The organism is Desulfobacter hydrogenophilus, from assembly GCF_004319545.1.
In the GTDB taxonomy this organism is placed as follows: Bacteria; Desulfobacterota; Desulfobacteria; order Desulfobacterales; family Desulfobacteraceae; genus Desulfobacter; species Desulfobacter hydrogenophilus.
The window spans coordinates 242,300-259,661 of record NZ_CP036313.1 but is presented as its reverse complement, the minus strand read 5'-3'; the positions used below and the strand labels follow the sequence as shown (position 1 = coordinate 259,661).

Genomic DNA, 17,362 nt, shown 5'->3' with positions numbered 1-17,362 from the left:
AAATTGATTGTCTTGTTACAGCCAGGTAGGGTGTGCACGTTTTTTGTGCCCACCATTTGCTTATAAATTTGATCCTATCTGACTTATCGTTTAGGCATAAGGTGTTATGCCTGAAATGGTGGGCAACGCTACGCGTTTGCCCACCCTACAACTGGCCGCCAGGGCTCAGGCACTAATCAGTTGAGCTTTTCAACAATCGCCTCCACAGCCTGTTCCGCCGTGGCGCCGAACAGGGTCTCAATGTCCACAAGGTTGAGGTATTTATCATCCCATGCCACATTTGTACTTTCAAGAATCCAGTCCTTAAGCCGGGTATATTTTCCGCCCAGGGCCTTAATCTTTTTCAGCAGGGTAATCTCTTCTGTGGATTTAAAGGCGATGTTTAAAGACAAAAGAAATTCAATGATGTTGGGCGACGTCGGAGAAGATGAGAGCACCGGAATAACAAGAATACTTTTGTTGTCTTTCCGGCCCTTGCCGATATATACGTTCCCCTCCCTGACAATGATGTTTTTGGTTCCCTTGAGACGGTGATCTGTTTCTACTCTGGAGGATTCATTGGCCAGGTTGCCGGTTTTGGATACCACATCAATGCGGGTATCGGGCGTAACCTTTCCCAAAAGGCTTAAGCCGGAGATGCGGTAGAGCAATGCACCTTTAATTTCGGATATGATTTCCTGCAGGTTTTTAAGGACCAGTACATTGGTGTTGGTAATCAAAGGAATCTGGATGTCATGTTCGGTAAGGACATCAAATATAATACCTTCAAAGGTTTCACTGATCCGGCTGGTACCCACGGTAACTGTTTTGGCCTGGTGCTTGATGGCATCCACGGGCCGGGCCATGATATTAATGGCCTGGTTTATGGTTGTAAAAAAGGTGGATAGCATATTGGACGGGGTGCCTTTGACACCAAAGTCCATTTCAAAATCTGATACCGGCAGCCTGCCGGACAGGTATTTGAGCAGCAAGGTGATGTTGGAAATCGTATTCAGGCCGATGGCACTGGGAAATTCTCCCTGGCGCCTTTTTAAGGAAAATTGATTATAGAATTCCGCCACGGTTTCCGTGAATTTGTTTTCTAAGAGTACTTCGTAATCATCATGGCCCATGCGCCTGAATTCTTCAATGATATTTTCTATTTTCAGTCTTGCCTCGTAGAAAAATTTTGATTTATCATTGATGGCAAGGGCTGCATAGTACCCCCAGATATGTCCCACCAGGGTATTGAGCGTCGGGGCAAAATGTTCCTGGATTTCAGGTATTTTGAAAACGGCCTTGGCATATAGATCAAACCGGTCTTCGCCCTGGGTGGTGATCACAATGGGACAGGCTTTGTGGGCATTAAAAATGGCTGTATCCTTGATGATGTCCCCCAGCACGCTTTCCCTGGTCCCGGCGGCACAGACAATGATCAATGGCTCGCTTGACAGGTCAATATGTTTTTTGTCCTCAACAAAATCAGAGGAGATGGTTTTGTAGCACAGTTCCGACAATTTGATTCTGATTTCGTCGGCAGATGTTTTGTTGGCACCGGAACCCACTGTGGCCCAGTAATTTTTGGATATGGCCAGCTTGTCCGCACATGCTTTGATTTCATCACGCATGTCAAGCACGGTTTTCATTTTTGCTGGCAATGCCATCAGCGCATGGATCTGATCGCTGATATAGTTTTCACTTCTGGCATTGAGCAGGGCAGCTATGTGCAGCCCGAGTACAGCCCCGGCCGTGATCTGGGAATAAAAGGCCTTGGTGGAAGCCACAGACATCTCTATGTCCCTGCCGGAACTGGTGTATAATACTCCGTCCACCTTGAAGGTCAGGTCCGAATCCCTGCGATTGACAATGGCAATGCTCCTGGCGCCGTGGGCCCGGATCATGTCCACGGCCCGGTTGGTGTCCGTGGTCGTGCCGGATTGGCTGATGGCCACAACCAGTGTGTCTTCCATGGTTTTGGCATTGCCTCCTTCGCAGCCAATGCTGAATCCGGAAAGCTCAGAGGCTTTCTTGGCACGAACGTCTATGGATTTACCCCCCAGGTAATGGGTGAGAAGATCCGCACATCCCTGGGCTGCAATACCGGCTGTCCCCTGGCCGATAAAATATACTTTTCTTATTTTTCCAGACCGTAAATCTTTTTCCAGATCCGGCGGAATAATCGTCCTGTTCAGGTTGACATTTAGAAGTCCTGAACCCGGATTTCGTTTGAATTTGTTTTCCAGGGTTTTTTCAACGGACAGAGGGGCTTCAGAGATTTCCTTGAGAAAATAGTGGTTATACCCCTGGCGGTCAATGTCCCTGGAGGTGATCTGACTGGTGAGCACATCCTCCGGGGTCAGGTTGATGGGTTGGTAGTCATAGTAAAAGGATCGTATCCCTTCAATACCACCGGCACCCTCCTGGTCCAGGACCACGATCTGCCCCTTTTCTTCGCCGTTGAGTTTGATGTAATGGCGGGTCTCCTCCACCACCCCGTATAATTCCGATGCCGCAATGTAATGGTCCGGAGCAAGCCCCACAAAAATGGCCTGCCCACTGCCTTTCTGGGCCAGAAACAATTTGCCCGGTGCAAGGTCTGTGTGCATGGAAATGGCATGGGAACCCTCAAATTCATTGACTGCCAGACGGAATGCCTCTTCAATGGGCGCGCCCATTTTCAGGTGGTGTTCAATCTGCAATGGGATCAGTTTGGTGTCCGTGGTGATCTGGGGATGTATTTTGTCGTACCGGGCCTCGTATTCGGTTTTCAGTTCCAGGTAGTTGTCAATATCCCCGTTCAGGCAGACATGGATAATCCCGTTTTGGCATATTTTGGTATCTGTGGGTGTATTGTCCAACGGATGGCAGTTGGCCTCGGTGATATCACCTATTGATGCCCATCTTGTATGGGCCGATACCGATGATGCTAAAAGAGGAAATTGGGCAAGTACCTGGAGCAGATGGTCATTTTTAATTTGATTCCGGATAAAGGCGATGTTGTCGCCAAGGGCGCCTATCTCTGCGGCAAATTTGTATACGAAACAGATGGTAATACGGTTTGGGGCACCTGGGTTGCCGTCTTTACCGATCGAGATGGTGTTGTTTGACAGGATTTGCCGGTTGCATCTGTTTTCCAAACCTTCGGCGATCCCTTTTTTTTCAAGAATGCTTTTGTACTTTGTAAATTCTTTTTCATCCAGGGTGCACAGTACTGAAATGCCTGCCGAATCCCGTCCTCTGACCTCCAGGCGGTCAAGGCTGTTGAGTACGGCATTGATCCGCTTGAAAAGTGCTATCCCTGCAGGGTTGTTTTGTTTCTCTATACCCGGGGCCAGATGTTCAATAGCTACAATATTGTCAATAACTTCTTTTCTCAGACACCAGAAGATATCCTTGAGTTGATCAATATGATCTGCGGCAATCTCCACCTCGGGCGTGGATAATCCGGCTGTGGCAGATTTGAAATCCCGGATTTCATCCTCAAGAATTTTTTCAATTTCCTGGATGATGCCGGATAATTTGCGGGTTTTTTCCCGGTCATAAAACAGGGATGCAAAAATCGTTTCCTGTTTAAGGTTCTGGGCATGGTCAAACAAGGTGGATAAAAATTCTCTGCCGCCTAGATAATCTTTTGAAACCATTGGGTTTGTGTCTTCTGAAAACGGGCCAAGACGATTTTTTGAAAGGGTTTCAATGCCTTTGGATAGAGATGCCAGATCATTTTTACAGGCAGGCCCTTTAAAGGCCACAAGGGCACAGATCCCGCAGTGTAGGGTGCAGCCGGTGTCGGGGAAAAAGAGTAAGGTGTTCTCCTTCACCGACGACAACGGTTTGCCCATATTCACATTTATCTTTGCAATGTGTTTAAGATAATCCACAAATTGTGTTGAAAAATTGCCTTGCCGTTTCATATGTATCCTCCGTTATACGTTCCGGAAATTTTTTTATATGAAAGTCATGGTAGTGTATTGAATTACTTTCATGCTTCGTTCTGGGTTGAACCTGGCTGTTGGTCGACCAGGTCAGCCAATGACTGTTATTCCGGAACAGCTGAAGTTGATGTTAGCGAACTTTTTTGGGTTTTGGGAGCGCTGAAATAGGTTCTCAACATGTTCTTTGCATGGATGCATGCCCGGGTCCCGATATATTTACCGTGACCCACTACTACTGCGACAATCAATGTCTCTTTTGTTGTTTTTTGTTGTCCAAACCCTGTGAACCAGTCGTATTTAAGCGTATGCTCTCGGTTTGACAGGGAGCCGGTTTTCCCGCCGATTAAAAGATTTGATAATACTTTATCCCGCGAATAACCCCGGAACGATTTCCTGGCTGTGCCGCTCGATACGGTTTTTTTCATGAGTCTTTTCATGGTGGCGGCTGTTTTGGCACTGATCGGTGTTTTATATATCTTTTTAGCACTTTTGTAAATCTCATCTTCATCCGAATTGGCTATCCGGTCCACAAGGCGTGGGACCAGGGAATGTCCCTTGTTTACCACAGCTGAAACCATAGTCATTGCAAATACCGGTGAAATAAGGGTGTCTCGATTAAATCCGCATCCAAGTTCTGCCAAATGGTAATCACTGTCGGTTGCTGAAAAATAGGGGGCCGGAAAATTAAAATCTGCATCCGGATTTTGGTTGAAACCAAATTTTTCGGCAAAATTGTTAAGCACCTCTTTGCCCAGGGGAAGCTGTCCGAGTTTGCCGAATACAGGATTTATGGATTCGGCAAAGGCTGTTTCCAGAGTGACCCGACTGGTGTATTTTGTTGTCTGGTTTGTTAACTGTTGTTTGTACAGGGTGTATTTCCTGCCGTTGAAAAAAAGGGGGGTGGTGGCTGTGTAGTTTAATTTTTCCACGGCAGCAGATGCGGTGACGATTTTGAAAAGACTGGCAGCGGGATATACGGCCGATGTGCATGGGTTGGTACCCTGCTTACCCGGATTAAATCCGGCCATGGCTTTTATGAATCCGGTGCTGCCGTCCATGGCCACCATGCCGATAAGTTCGGGTTTTCCCCTGTCCAGGGTCTGCAGATAGTTCAGCGTACTGATCAGTTGAGCCTGAAGACGTGTGTCCAGTTTGGTGTGGATGGTATATGTCCAAGACGGCCCGTCCGCAAAGAAAAGGTCTGTTTTTGCATTGAGAATATCAATATTTTGGACCAGAGTTTTGACTTCAGATATCCCCAGGTACTTGGGCGGGGCTGGTTCACTTGCGACCTTCTCCGGTTTTGGAGAAAACAGCCAGTCACCGATCTTGGATACCGCGTACGCCCCAAACCAGATCAATGCACAGGCCGCCGCACCAAGGCAGAGGAAAACTGCAATTTTACGTATGCGGTCGGCCATGGACCGTTTCTTTTTCTGCTGGATATAGCTTGCCTGAAATTCTCGCCAGGACTGTTCAGTTTTAATAGAATCCAAGAACGTATCTCAAAATATTAATTAATTGTTTGCATACGGTTCAAACACTATTTAATCGTGCAGCCGGGCTTAGGACTGCCGTTAAATCCGGAAAGAACAAGGCTTTTTTTTATGGTTGCCGCAAGCACCATGCCCTCGGACAACTCTCCCATAAGTTTTACAGGTTTCAGGTTGGCGACGACAATGACCTCTTTGCCCACCACGTCTTCGGGGCTATAGGATTTACCGATACCTGCCACGATTTGTCGGGTCTGGGCACCTATGTTCACTTGAAGTTTTAGCAGTTTGTCTGATTTTTCAATCCGTTCGGCAGACAGAATTTTGCCGGCTCTTAAGTCTATTTTAGAAAAATCATCAATGGTGATTTCTTCTTTTAATGCCGGTTTGAGCGGTTTGGGTGCAGGTGGCTCCGCCGCTTTTTTTTCAATGTCCACCCGGGGAAAAAGAATCTGGGGTTTTGCCAGAGTAATGCCGCGGGGTATCTGCCCCCAGGGCCGGATGGCATCAAGGGTGAAAAATCCTTTTTCAGGCAGCTCAAGGCCAAGGGCGGCAATTATTTTAGTGCTGGTTTCCGGCATGACCGGCCAGATTAGACCTGCCACAAAGCGAATCCCCTCCAGCAGTTCGTATAACACCGTAGCAAGGTCACCTGCGCGTGCCGGATCTTTGGCCAGGGCCCAGGGTTCGTTGGCAACAATGTATTTATTCATGGCTGACACCAGTTCCCAGACGCTTGCAAGGGCTTTGTGGAACTGACATTCTGCCATGGCTGTTGTGTAAGCCTCAAAGGCAATCACAGCCTCGGGTTCTAGGCTTAAGTTTTTGTCTGAATCAGCATCCGGGCCTTGGATGCTGCCCTCGAAATATTTGTAGTTCATGGACAGCACCCGGGAGAACAGATTGCCTAAATCATTGGCAAGGTCTGAGTTGATTCTTGCCACAATAACATCTTCGGTGAAATTTGCGTCCAGGCCAAATACCATCTCCCGCATAAGAAAATATCTGAACGCATCCACGCCGAACTGACCTGTTACCTCAACAGGGTCGGTGACATTGCCGATGCTTTTTGACATTTTAGAGCCCTGAACATTCCAGAATCCATGGACATTAAGTCCGTTATATATGTCAATGCCGGCAGCCTTGAGCATGATGGGCCAGTAAATTCCGTGGGGTTTGATGATGTCCTTGGCCACAAAATGCCGGGTGGTGGGCCAGAATTTTTTAAACCTGTCCCCGTCAGGGTATCCCAGGGCCGTGATATAGTTGACCAGGGCGTCAAACCATACATAGGTGACATAATCTTCATCAAAGGGCAGGGTGATACCCCAGGTCAGACGGGTTTTGGGTCGGGAGATACAAAGGTCTTCCAAAGGCTCTTTAAGAAAAGAGAGAATTTCCTTTCTGTATTGTTCGGGCTGGATAAAGTCCGGGTGGGTTTCAATATGTTCAATGAGCCACTCCTGATACTTGCTCATTTTAAAGAAATAGTTTGATTCCTTGATGGTTTCCGGTACCGTACCGTGATCCGGGCATTTGCCGTTCACAAGCTCGCGCTCCTGGTAGAATCTTTCACATCCGAAACAGTAAATACCCTCATAACTTGAAAAATAGATGTCCCCTTTGTCGTAAATCGTTGCCAGGACAGATTTTACAACTTCAATATGCTTAGGGTCCGTTGTCCGGATAAAGTGGTCGTTTCCTATATTGAGCAGGGGCAGAACATCCTGGAATAGTTTGCTGATTTTATCTGCGTAAGCCTTGGGCGTGGTGTTTTCTTTTTCTGCAGCTTGTACTATTTTATCTCCGTGTTCATCCGTTCCTGTTAAAAAAAAGGTGTCTGCCCCTTCCATTTTTTTAAAACGGGTAGCGACATCTGCTGCAATGGAGGTATAGGCATGGCCGAGATGGGGTTTGGCATTCACATAGTAAATGGGCGTGGTATAGTATTGATAAGTCATTGAGATGGGTTTCCTGTGTTTTCTTTTTTCAGTTGTGACAGAAATATTTCCTTTTCCGTGCGATCATCAAGCCTGACGGTGACACTTTGTCTGAGAACATTCTGGCGGACCACCTTGCCTTTGACATCTTCGACTGTAATGGTTTTGCCCAGTTTTGGCATTTTTTTCTTATAGTAGCGGTAGGTGTGATCTTCAAAGGTCAGACAGCACATCAACCGGCCGCATACCCCTGAAATTTTAGTGGGGTTCAGGCTTAGCCCCTGCTCCTTTGCCATTTTGATGGACACCGGATCAAAGGTATGCATAAAAGATGAACAGCACAGTTCCCTACCGCATTTGCCCACACCGCCCACATGCTTGGACAGATTTCGGATACCAACCTGGCGCATTTCAATGCGGATGGAAAATTCTTTGACCAGAAGTTTAATCAGTTCCCGGAAATCAATCCTGCCGTCCGCCGTATAAAAAAATGTCAGCTTGTTTCTGTCAAAGGTGCTTTCCACACTGAACAAGTTCATGAAAAGGGCCAGGTCTTTTATGCACTTAACGCAATATTCATGGGCCTGCCGCTCCAGTGATTCAAGTTCTGTGCGCCGGCTGAAATCTTCCTGGGTGGCCACTCTGACAATATTTTTTAAAGACTTTTCGCTTTTGTCCTTTTCCCGGGGAGGCACGGCAACAATGCCGAACCCTAACCCCTGTTCTGTTTCAACAATTACCCGGTCTCCTAAGTTCATGACCAAGGCGTTGCTGTTGAAATCGTATATTTTACCTGCGGTTTTAAATTTAACGCCGGTAACATTTACCATAAAATTGGCCTCTTTATTAAAAGTTCCAATAAATTGTTAAATTACTTTCATGTTCTGTTGTGGGTTGAGTCTGGGTGGTGATATACCAGGCCAGCCCATGGCGGTTATTTAAATAAAGACAAGGAAAGGAAAAAACGGTCAAGGGTCAGCCTTGTGCCGCTGTTGGATTCCAGTCTTTTTTCCGTCTCATGAAATAGTGTCATCCATGTTAACATCCGAGAATATGAATGCATCACACTAATATCTTTAAATGTACTTAAAAAATCAAGGTTAACTATTTTATCCGGCATGTATTTTAATATGCAAAAGTCTCTGAATACGGTTCGGATCACTGCCATGGCATCATGAACATATTCGGGGCGAGCCGACAGCAGTCTGGATAAATCAAGACTTTTAAAGGCGCTTTGATGCTGTGGCGCCGTCAAAAATAGGCATATTTCTTTGATTAACCATGGCCGCAGCATTTTCCAGTTAGTGCCCTCTTTGTCCAGTCCTGAAAGACGCAGGGCCTGGTCTATGTCGCTTCCGGCCGTTCCAGTAAGAATGTGGGCGGTTCCGGGATCAAGCCCGTATTGTGTGCACAAAAGTTTTTTGATTTCATGGTCTGCAAGAGCCTGAAAGTCAATGCGCCGACACCTGGATAAAATGGTAGGTAAAAGGGGTGTAGTCTGTTCTGCTGCAAGGATAAAAAATGTTCGTCCCGGCGGTTCTTCAAGCATCTTGAGAAGGGCATTCTGAGCCTGGGGGTTCATCAGGTCTGCATGAAGGATGCATACCATTCTGAACGCTGCTTCATTGGTGCGGGATGCGATGATTCCGCCCATGTCCCGAATTTGGGAAATGGTGATCATCTTTTTGTTTTCAGCCGGACCAAGAAAGATCATGTCCGGGTGCATACCCGCAGATATTTTTTTACATGAAGCGCAGATATTGCACGGCCGATCGTTGTCTGCACGGCAGTTGCAGGCCTGTGCAAAAAAAAGCGCAGCCTGCTGTTTGCCGCTCCCCCGGGGCCCGTAAAAAAGTAGGGCATTGGGGATACGACCGGCCTGAACAATATAAATTAATTCAGATAATGGCAGAGACGAGGGAGGGGGGCCCTGGTTTGTTTCAGAAGGTTCAGGATGCATATCAGAGACATCGGACTAATAATCAACCCGTTCTTTGAGTTCTTTTCCGCATTTGAAAAACGGCAGGCGTTTGGGCGGGATGTCTACTTTCTGTCCGGTTTTGGGGTTTCTTCCCACATAGCTTTTATATTCTTTGATATGAAAGCTGCAAAGGCCTCTTATCTCAACCCGTTCTCCCTTGACAAAGGCGTCTGACAGGGAGTCAAAAAATATTCTTATTACGTCGGCTGCTTCTGATTTGGTCAGATTCGCCCGGTCTTTCAATGTAGAAATCAATTCAAGTTTATTCATAGAACCTCAAATATATTAAACAGCTAAAAGTTTTTCAGGGGGTTTTAATGAATATGCACCAAAAAGTCAAGGGCTTATGACAAAAGGTCTGGGATTTTTTCAACCTTGTCAAAATCGACCTCCACGCCTGCATATCTGCCTAATAGGTCTATTTTTATAATGACCCTGCCCTTGCCCTTATGTTCAAAAAAATCTCCTTTCAGCCCAGCCATGGGGCCTTCGAGGATGATTACCGGATCTCCTTTTTTTATTTCAATAAGGCTGCCTGTAACCAGATCCTGGGTTACGGATGTCAAATGCTTGAGAGACTCAATCTGGTGCTCGGGTACGGGTACAGGACCGGCAGAGTTTCCTAACAGTCTGACGGCACCCACGGTTTTTAAAATTGGTAACTGGTCTACTGGTGCCATAGTGGATTTAACAAACACGTATCCGGGAAACAACGGGGTTTCTATCATAAGCTTGCGGTCTTTCCTTTTGCTGGGTTTTCTTGTACTGGGCAGAAAGGCATCTATTTTTTTTTTGCTTATGCGAGAGTACACCGTCTGCTCGAAATTGCTTCGGGTCAGCAGGGCGAACCAAAGAGCATTGTTTTTCATTGTGTGCCGAATCCTCCGATACCCTTCAGGATTACCATAAAGGCAAATGATTTGTCTGCCGATTCATCGATAAACGCCAGGTTTACCCCCCAGCACGGCTGATTGATGGATATGCCCATGCTTGTTTCAACGGTTTTTTGGTCTTCAAGATCTTGTTCAACAGAATAAAATGCTTTCAGAATGTCTGGCACCAGATTGGTGTTGATTGTTGTTTTCCATGTATGTGAATAATCTGTTGAATACCGGTAGGACAGGCTAATACTGTCCCCTCTATTATCTGATATCGTGCCCCCGACCTGTATCTTAGTGAAATGACCGTTATTGGGGTCAAGGGCGATGGTTCCGTTTGATGACAGGTATCTTAGCGGATTTAATTCGTATTTTAATGTCAAATCCTGCCAGGGGTCGTCTTCCGCATCATCCTCATCCTGTTCATACCAGATGTCGTAACCCTGGGAGAGCTTGAACCAGAAAAGTTCCTTGTATGCCTTGGATTCTTCCCCGTTTTCGTCCGTTATTGTTTTTCTGGAGGTGAATGTGTTGGTCAAAGACCAGGTAATTATGTTTTCTTCTGAAATATCGTCTACAGCATTAAAGTAGGGCAGATCCTCCTGGTCCACAAAGGGAATGTAGTCATACTCCAGCCTGGGCACAATCTTGTGTTGGATTTTTTCGGCAAAATCCGTGTCTAATGTGAACACACGGCTAAGGGTTGTTGACATGTCCACGCCCATTTCATACAGTCCCCGGGTCATGACGTTGGAATCATCCCCGTCGCTGTCAGTAAAATCATCTGCATCCCATAGTGTACCCCTGACACCGGCATAGGGTTCTATAAAAAAGGATTTGCCGAATTTTATGGGATAATAAAAAATCGGATGAACGTCTGCCCGTCTGCCGGTAACCTCTGTGTCGGTGGTATCCTGCCGGTAAAATGACGTAAGTTCCGAGTCCATTTTATAATACAATCCAAAACCCTCTGCAATTTTCTGACGGGCTGCAAAAAATTCAACCGAGGGCAGGGTCTGCAAAGTGGTGTCATCTATGTCAGTCTGGCGTGCTTCAATATTGTCATACCACAGTGCCTCCATATTCAGGCTGTATGAGGACCAGTTTTTTGTGACAAGCAAGCTGTTTTCCCGGATGTAATCGGTCTCTTCATCCAGATCACGGCCAAACATCTCTTCAAATGCAGCATCGGTGCTGTCAAATCCTGCAAAGCCGTCCGTAAAAGTCCGCAGATAATCCATATCAGAAACATAATCAATATCCAGTTTGGCATTAAAACCGTACCACAGTTCCTGGTTATGCTTCATTCGGAACCAGTACCTGTCATGGTTGGTGCGGTCGGGGGTAGCCGAAATATTGTAATCTTCGTTTTCATCCGCGTCATCTCCAATGGTTTCATCATTGAGATAACTCATCATGATCATTCCTTTGGATTCCGGGGAGAGTATATACCTGTATTCGCCGGAGAGCATCACCCCCCTGTCCGACATATAGTAAGGGTAAAAAGTAGCGTCGGTACTGTCTGAAAGCGCTAAAAACAGCGGTTGCTGGTATTCAAACCCCATGTCGTCTGAATACCCTGCCATGGGTGTCAAAAGCCCTGTCTGGCGCGTTGTTTTGGTAGGGAATATAAAATAGGGGGCATAAAAAGTAGGCATTTTTTTGGCCCAAAGGACGGCATGGCTGGCATGGCCGAACCCGTCAACGGTCACCCCAATGTCTTTTCCTGTGATTTTCCAGTCCGGGTTTTTTCCTTCGCAGGTGGTGATGGACCCTTTTTCCGCATCATAGGTGAACTCACCGGTTTTTCGAAGTTTGTCCCCTGAGATATAATAGTTGCCGTCCTGGATGAATATGGTGCCCTGGTTGATCGTGCCTGTTTCCAAGCTTAGGTTGACATTCATGGACTTGCAGGTAATGGTATCCTTTCCTGAAATAAACAGGACATTGCCTTTGGCAAAGGCGTCTTTGGTTATATCTGAGAATTCGACATAATCGGCTTCCAGGCGCGTTTTTCCTCCGGTAATCACCACGTCATTTTCTGCAATATAAAGCTTGCGTTTATCTTCGTAGCTCACCTGCCGGGCCTGGATATGCCAGGATACCTTTTCCGTGGGCATGGAAGCGGAGAAACAAAAGGCCTGGCCTGAAAGGAATATAATGACGGCCGGGACAATGCATATCTGGCACAGCACTCTTTTACATGAAACCATACGTGAAAATGGTCCTGTTTAATAAATTGCGAATCAAATAAAATTACTGTATAAAGCCATTTTATACTTGAAAAGTCAAGGCCGCTGCGTAAATCGGCTCCGGGCCGTAATCATGACTTTTGTGAGGAAGAACCGTGGCCGGTTTCTCCGGCAAAGAGAGGATACACATGTATGCCAGCATTATTGATTCAATAGGCAACACCCCCCTTGTAAAAATCCAGACACTTAATCCTGTGCCCGGCGTCACCATCCTGGCCAAGCTTGAATATATGAACCCGGGCGGGTCCATCAAGGACAGGGCTGCCCTGTATATGATCAGCCAGGCCGAGAAGGATGGCGAACTGACGCCTGAAAAGACCGTTATTGAAGCCACTTCGGGAAATACGGGCATCGGCCTTGCCATGATATGTGCGGTGAAGGGCTACAAATTGGCCTTGGCCATGTCCGAAAGCGCCAGTGAAGAGCGTAAAAAAATACTCAAAGCTCGAGGTGCTAGAATTATTCTTACTCCCCGGCACTTGGGATCGGACGGGGCCATTGAAGAGGCCTACCGTCTGGCCAGGGAATACCCGGACAAATATTTTCTTACGGACCAATATAATAACGACGCCAACTGGAAAGCCCATTACCATACCACCGGACCTGAAATCATGGCCCAGACCAACGGCCAGGTAGATGCAGTGGTGGCGGCTGTGGGTACCTCGGGGACACTTATGGGTCTGTCTCGGTATTTTAAGGATCAGGACCATCATGCCCGGGTGATCTGTGCCGAGCCCTATTTAGGACACGGTATCCAGGGTCTTAAAAATATGAAAGAGTCGTATACCCCTGAGATCTTTGATAAAACGCTGCTGAGTGAAAGCGTTCACATTGATGATGAAACAGCTTTTGAGGCTGCCCGTCAATTGGCTGTAAAAGAAGGGCTTTTTGTGGGCATGAGTTCGGGTGCGGCTATGGCGGTGGCCCTTGAGCAAGCCAAGCGTCTTCAAAACGGGGTCATCGTTGTGATTTTTCCGGATTCAGGTGAACGCTATCTTTCCACCGAGCTTTTCAGCGTAAAGAAGAATATTCATTTTATCGTCCACAATTCCCTGGGTGGGAAAAAAGAGTCCTTAAACCCCCAGGGAGACAAGGAAGTTGGTGTTTATACTTGCGGTCCCACAGTACACCGGCGTTTGGATATCAGTCATTTCAGGCGTCATGCGTTTACGGATCTGCTCATCCGTTACCTTGAATACCAGGATGTGAAAGTCAGACATATCGTTAATATTACCGATTATGACGATAAAACCATTGACGGGGCAAGGCAGGCAAAAAAAACCCCCCAGGACTTTACCCAGCCTTTTATTGATGCTTTTCTGGCTGATTTGTCACGGCTTGGTATGAGGCAGGCTCAGGCTTATCCCAGGGTGTCCGAACATTTTAACGAAATGACGGATTTGACAAGGAAACTGCTTGTCAACAAACATGCCTATGAAAAACTTCATTCCGTATACTTTGACCTTGCAAGCGTTGGGGATTACGGCCAACTTTCCCGGGTGGACGTCAACAAGATCCGGGTGGGGTCCACTGTGGATCTGGATGAATATGAAAAGAACAATCCCAGGGACTTTACTCTGCTCAAGCGGGTAACACTGTCGGAGCTTAAACAGGGCTTGGGCGTTAAAACGGAATGGGGTAATGTCCGTCCCTCGCTTCATTTGCAGTGTGCTGCCATTGCGTCAACCTTCCTTGGCGCAGAGTTTGATATACATACGGGTTCAAGGGAACTTATGTTCCCCCACCATGAAAATGAGATTGCCATTGCCGGGGCTGCCGGCGGTTCTTTTGCCAGGGTGTGGATGCATTGTCATCCGGTGCAGTATGATGGGTCCCTGGATGCGGATGATGTTTCGTCACTGACCCTGGACCGGCTGGTTGACATGGGATGGGACGAGAAAACCATTCGCTTCTGGCTGCTGTCCACCCATTACAGAAAATCCCTGCTGTTATCCAGAAAAAGTCTGGATGATGCCAAAACCGTTCTTTCCCGTATCAACCGTTGCATTGAATCCCTTTATCATGTGTCGGGGCAGTCCAATGAAGAGGAGATCCAGCATATCACCTATGATCTGCGCCAGGGCATGATGAACGCCATGGCAAGCGATCTTAAGATCCCTGTCCTGGTATCCGGTCTTTTGTCCGGTGTGAAGCACATCAACCGGATGGTTGTTGATGGTCAGGTCGGGCCGGGGGGGGCAGAGCGCCTGCTTAAATGTTTCAAAGATATGGATACCGTGCTTAATATTTTGGATTTCAGCAGAAAGGTACCGTATTCGTCAGAGGTGGCGGCACTCATGGTTGAACGGGATGCGGCTCGGCAGCAAAAAGATTTTAAGACAGCAGACAGAATTCGAAAACAACTGGACGAAATGAGTATCCTGGTTCATGATCAAAAGGTGTAAAATTTTATGATAAATTTTTATTTTTTTCCGTTTACTTATATGGATGCCCGTCAGGCAAATATTTTGTCCTGTTTCTTTAACTATTTTAATGTGTTAGATATTCATGATGGTGCTGTGTTACCCGAGCCCATGGCTGGCTTGGAGGCCCAGGGACAGCTGGGTCGGGTTTGCCTTGATAAAGAAAAACTTGCCATAGCTGAACAAGGGGTCCGGGCCTACATGGCGTGGGCCGCCATTCATAAGGGCAATGAAAGAAACCTTCGGGCTTTGATTCGTGAGAATACGTTTTTTAAAGATGATTCAGGCGTGGCTGCCATCTGTGCCGGCATCCGTAAGGGGACAGTTTTAAATGACCCGGATGCAACAATCTCCCGGGACAGCAGCGATTCACTTGTTTTCCTTAAATTTGCTGATATCCATGATAGGCAATCCCAGGACATCCAGTCTGCTCTGGATACTCTGGATCAGGAAAACGCGGCACTCTTAGCCGAACTTAAAGGGGACGGAGACATGTCTCTGTCTGTGGATCATACACAATCCCCTGAACCGGGTCAGGCCATGACTGAAAAAAGAATAAAGGCCTGGCTTAAGGCCGCGGTTGATGCGGAATGCTTTGATCCGCGCGGTATTCCGGTTCTGATCACCACCAGCAGGGCTGTGATGGATGAATTTTTGACCGGTGCGGGCCAGGCGATAAATGCCCTTGACATTGATTCCATAAAAGTGCATGAAAAAGATCGTGAGGTCATAAAGCAACAGCATTTTAAAATAAAGGGAATCATAGAACGGATGGCCCAGGGCCTGACTCCTGATTCTGAAAAAGATTATTTTGAAGGTGCTGACCATGGTTCCGTTACCGGGCGGATTCAAATTCGGTTCTTTTCGGGCCTTGGTGATGTGGCTTTAACTAAAAAAAATCCAGGCGGACAAATCGGCGTATGCCTGGTGGAATTAAACTCATAAAAAGCTTGTTTTAGCAAAAACATTGTTGTAAAAGCGGGTGCTGACTCAGGTTACTATCTTTTGGAAAGATGAGTTTATAAAAATGTATTATTAATTTTTAAGGAGGTTTTAAAATGGCTTTTACCCCGATCGTTGATCAGGCAAAATGTGTAGGTTGCGAGGAATGCGTTGATGTATGTCCTGCAGAAGTGTTTGAAATGGTGGACGGCAAATCCGATCCCGTCAATGCAGAAGAATGCATGGGCTGCGAAAGCTGCGTAGAAGTTTGTGAAGAAGACGCCATTACCATAGAAGAAGACTAAAAAAGGCGTTATCTTATATCCAAATAAATACCGGGTTCCCCTGTAAGGACCGTAGATTAAATAAGTTGGGTAGAAATAACACCGATATGTTGGTTCATCTACAAGGCGCATTAAAGGCTGAATAGCAGGCCTATTGGGCCCTTGATGTAACGAAGTAGATGGGCCAGAAGGAAAGCTATTTCGTTCAAGTTATTTAATCTACGGTCCTTACAGGGGAACCCGGCATTTTTTGTTTTGTAGTGTTTGAACGACAAGTCATCCATCTGTGGTCCTAAATCAACGTTGGTTTTTTCTGCGCCAAAATCCCGATATATTCGTTATATAAACGCCTGTGACAACCAGACCTGCCCCTGTAAGGATTTGTTTTGTTACAGGTTCGTTAAGAATAAAGTAAGATAGAATCAACGCAGAAACCGGTACGAAGTTAATGAATACACCGGATTTTGTGGGCCCGATCTCCTTAATCCCCTGGTAATACCAGTAAAAACCGAGTACTGTGCCGAAAAATCCCAGGTAGAAAAGGCTGCCCCATTCAAGCATGCCGTACCCTGGAAGGGCTGCGAACAGACCCTTTGATACTGCCGGGAAAAAAAGCATCAGAGTACCGGCCAGTGATGAGTAACACACACTGACCAAAGCAGAGAACCGGCCGGTAAGGGGCCTGCCAAGAAGCGAATAACTGACCCAGGAGATTACACAACCGAAAATGGCCATTTCCCCTCGGCTGATACCGGCTTTAAAAATTTGGTTGATATCCCCGCCTGTGATAATGATAAGCGCCCCGGAAACGGACAGGACAAGACCCAGGATTTTTAAAGGTGTCAATTTCTCCTTAAAAATTACCGCTGAAAAAAGACTGATGAATATGGGGTTGGTAGCAATAATAAGTGCGGCTCGGTTTGCGTTGATTATGGTCAGGCCGGAAAAGAAAAATAAATTATAAGCAAAAACGCCGGTTAAACCGGAAAGAAAAATTAGAAGCGCATCTATTCCATAAATCCTCGGTAGCCTTCCCTCCTGCTTTATCACCAGTAGCACCAGAAAAAATGAAGCAATGGAGAATCTTAAAAATGCCGCACAAAATGGGTGTACATGACCTGCCAGGCTTTTGCCGGCTATGAAGGTGCCGCCCCAGAAAAAAGCGGTCAATAAAAGTTTGAAATATGTCATCAATATGCGCCCATCAATAAAAAACGGAACAGTTACAGGTCTGCTTTCCGACTGGGAGGATAATTTG

General features: G+C 46.6%; 12 protein-coding genes. 3 read left to right on the top strand and 9 right to left on the bottom strand.

The window, feature by feature from the left end:
* Positions 1-176: 176 nt before the first annotated feature.
* The 8 genes from EYB58_RS01225 to EYB58_RS01190 all read right to left on the bottom strand — a co-directional run bounded on the left by EYB58_RS01225 (position 177) and on the right by EYB58_RS01190 (position 12,416).
* Complete coding sequence (locus EYB58_RS01225; protein ID WP_111954312.1) at positions 177-3,890, bottom strand: SIS domain-containing protein; 3,714 nt, start codon at positions 3,888-3,890, stop codon at positions 177-179.
* Positions 3,891-4,015: 125 nt separating this feature from the next.
* Positions 4,016-5,407 (bottom strand): penicillin-binding transpeptidase domain-containing protein, encoded by a 1,392-nt coding sequence (locus tag EYB58_RS01220; protein WP_111954310.1) that lies wholly within the window; start codon positions 5,405-5,407, stop codon positions 4,016-4,018.
* A 47-nt stretch (positions 5,408-5,454) separates the two neighbouring features.
* Positions 5,455-7,365, bottom strand: a complete 1,911-nt coding sequence (metG, locus tag EYB58_RS01215; protein WP_170299746.1) for a methionine--tRNA ligase — start codon at positions 7,363-7,365, stop codon at positions 5,455-5,457.
* On the bottom strand, positions 7,362-8,174 hold the full coding sequence (locus EYB58_RS01210) for a PSP1 domain-containing protein (protein ID WP_111954306.1): 813 nt from the start codon (positions 8,172-8,174) through the stop codon (positions 7,362-7,364). Before EYB58_RS01210 ends, metG begins: the two co-directional genes overlap by 4 nt.
* 104 nt (positions 8,175-8,278) lie before the next feature.
* Positions 8,279-9,304, bottom strand: coding sequence for a DNA polymerase III subunit delta' (holB, locus tag EYB58_RS01205; RefSeq protein ID WP_111954304.1), 1,026 nt, complete (start codon positions 9,302-9,304; stop codon positions 8,279-8,281).
* A 15-nt stretch (positions 9,305-9,319) separates the two neighbouring features.
* Positions 9,320-9,595 (bottom strand): HU family DNA-binding protein, encoded by a 276-nt coding sequence (locus EYB58_RS01200; protein ID WP_020589776.1) that lies wholly within the window; start codon positions 9,593-9,595, stop codon positions 9,320-9,322.
* Positions 9,596-9,669: 74 nt separating this feature from the next.
* Entirely contained in the window at positions 9,670-10,194 is a 525-nt protein-coding gene (locus EYB58_RS01195) for a UpxY family transcription antiterminator (protein WP_111954302.1), read from the bottom strand.
* Positions 10,191-12,416: an LPS-assembly protein LptD gene (locus EYB58_RS01190; RefSeq protein ID WP_111954300.1), complete on the bottom strand. Its 2,226-nt coding sequence runs from the start codon at positions 12,414-12,416 to the stop codon at positions 10,191-10,193. Before EYB58_RS01190 ends, EYB58_RS01195 begins: the two co-directional genes overlap by 4 nt.
* 167 nt (positions 12,417-12,583) lie before the next feature.
* Here EYB58_RS01190 and EYB58_RS01185 point away from each other — a divergent pair, with 167 nt between their 5' ends.
* The 3 genes from EYB58_RS01185 to EYB58_RS01175 all read left to right on the top strand — a co-directional run bounded on the left by EYB58_RS01185 (position 12,584) and on the right by EYB58_RS01175 (position 16,125).
* Entirely contained in the window at positions 12,584-14,860 is a 2,277-nt protein-coding gene (locus EYB58_RS01185) for a cysteine synthase (protein ID WP_111954298.1), read from the top strand.
* A 6-nt stretch (positions 14,861-14,866) separates the two neighbouring features.
* Positions 14,867-15,823, top strand: a complete 957-nt coding sequence (locus tag EYB58_RS01180; RefSeq protein ID WP_111954296.1) for a hypothetical protein — start codon at positions 14,867-14,869, stop codon at positions 15,821-15,823.
* 113 nt (positions 15,824-15,936) lie between these two features.
* A complete protein-coding gene (locus EYB58_RS01175; protein WP_020589781.1) occupies positions 15,937-16,125 on the top strand; it encodes an indolepyruvate ferredoxin oxidoreductase subunit alpha in 189 nt (62 codons plus the stop codon).
* Between the two features lie 276 nt (positions 16,126-16,401).
* Here EYB58_RS01175 and EYB58_RS01170 read toward each other — a convergent pair whose 3' ends face one another.
* A complete protein-coding gene (locus EYB58_RS01170; RefSeq protein WP_111954294.1) occupies positions 16,402-17,295 on the bottom strand; it encodes a DMT family transporter in 894 nt (297 codons plus the stop codon).
* Positions 17,296-17,362: the final 67 nt, after the last annotated feature.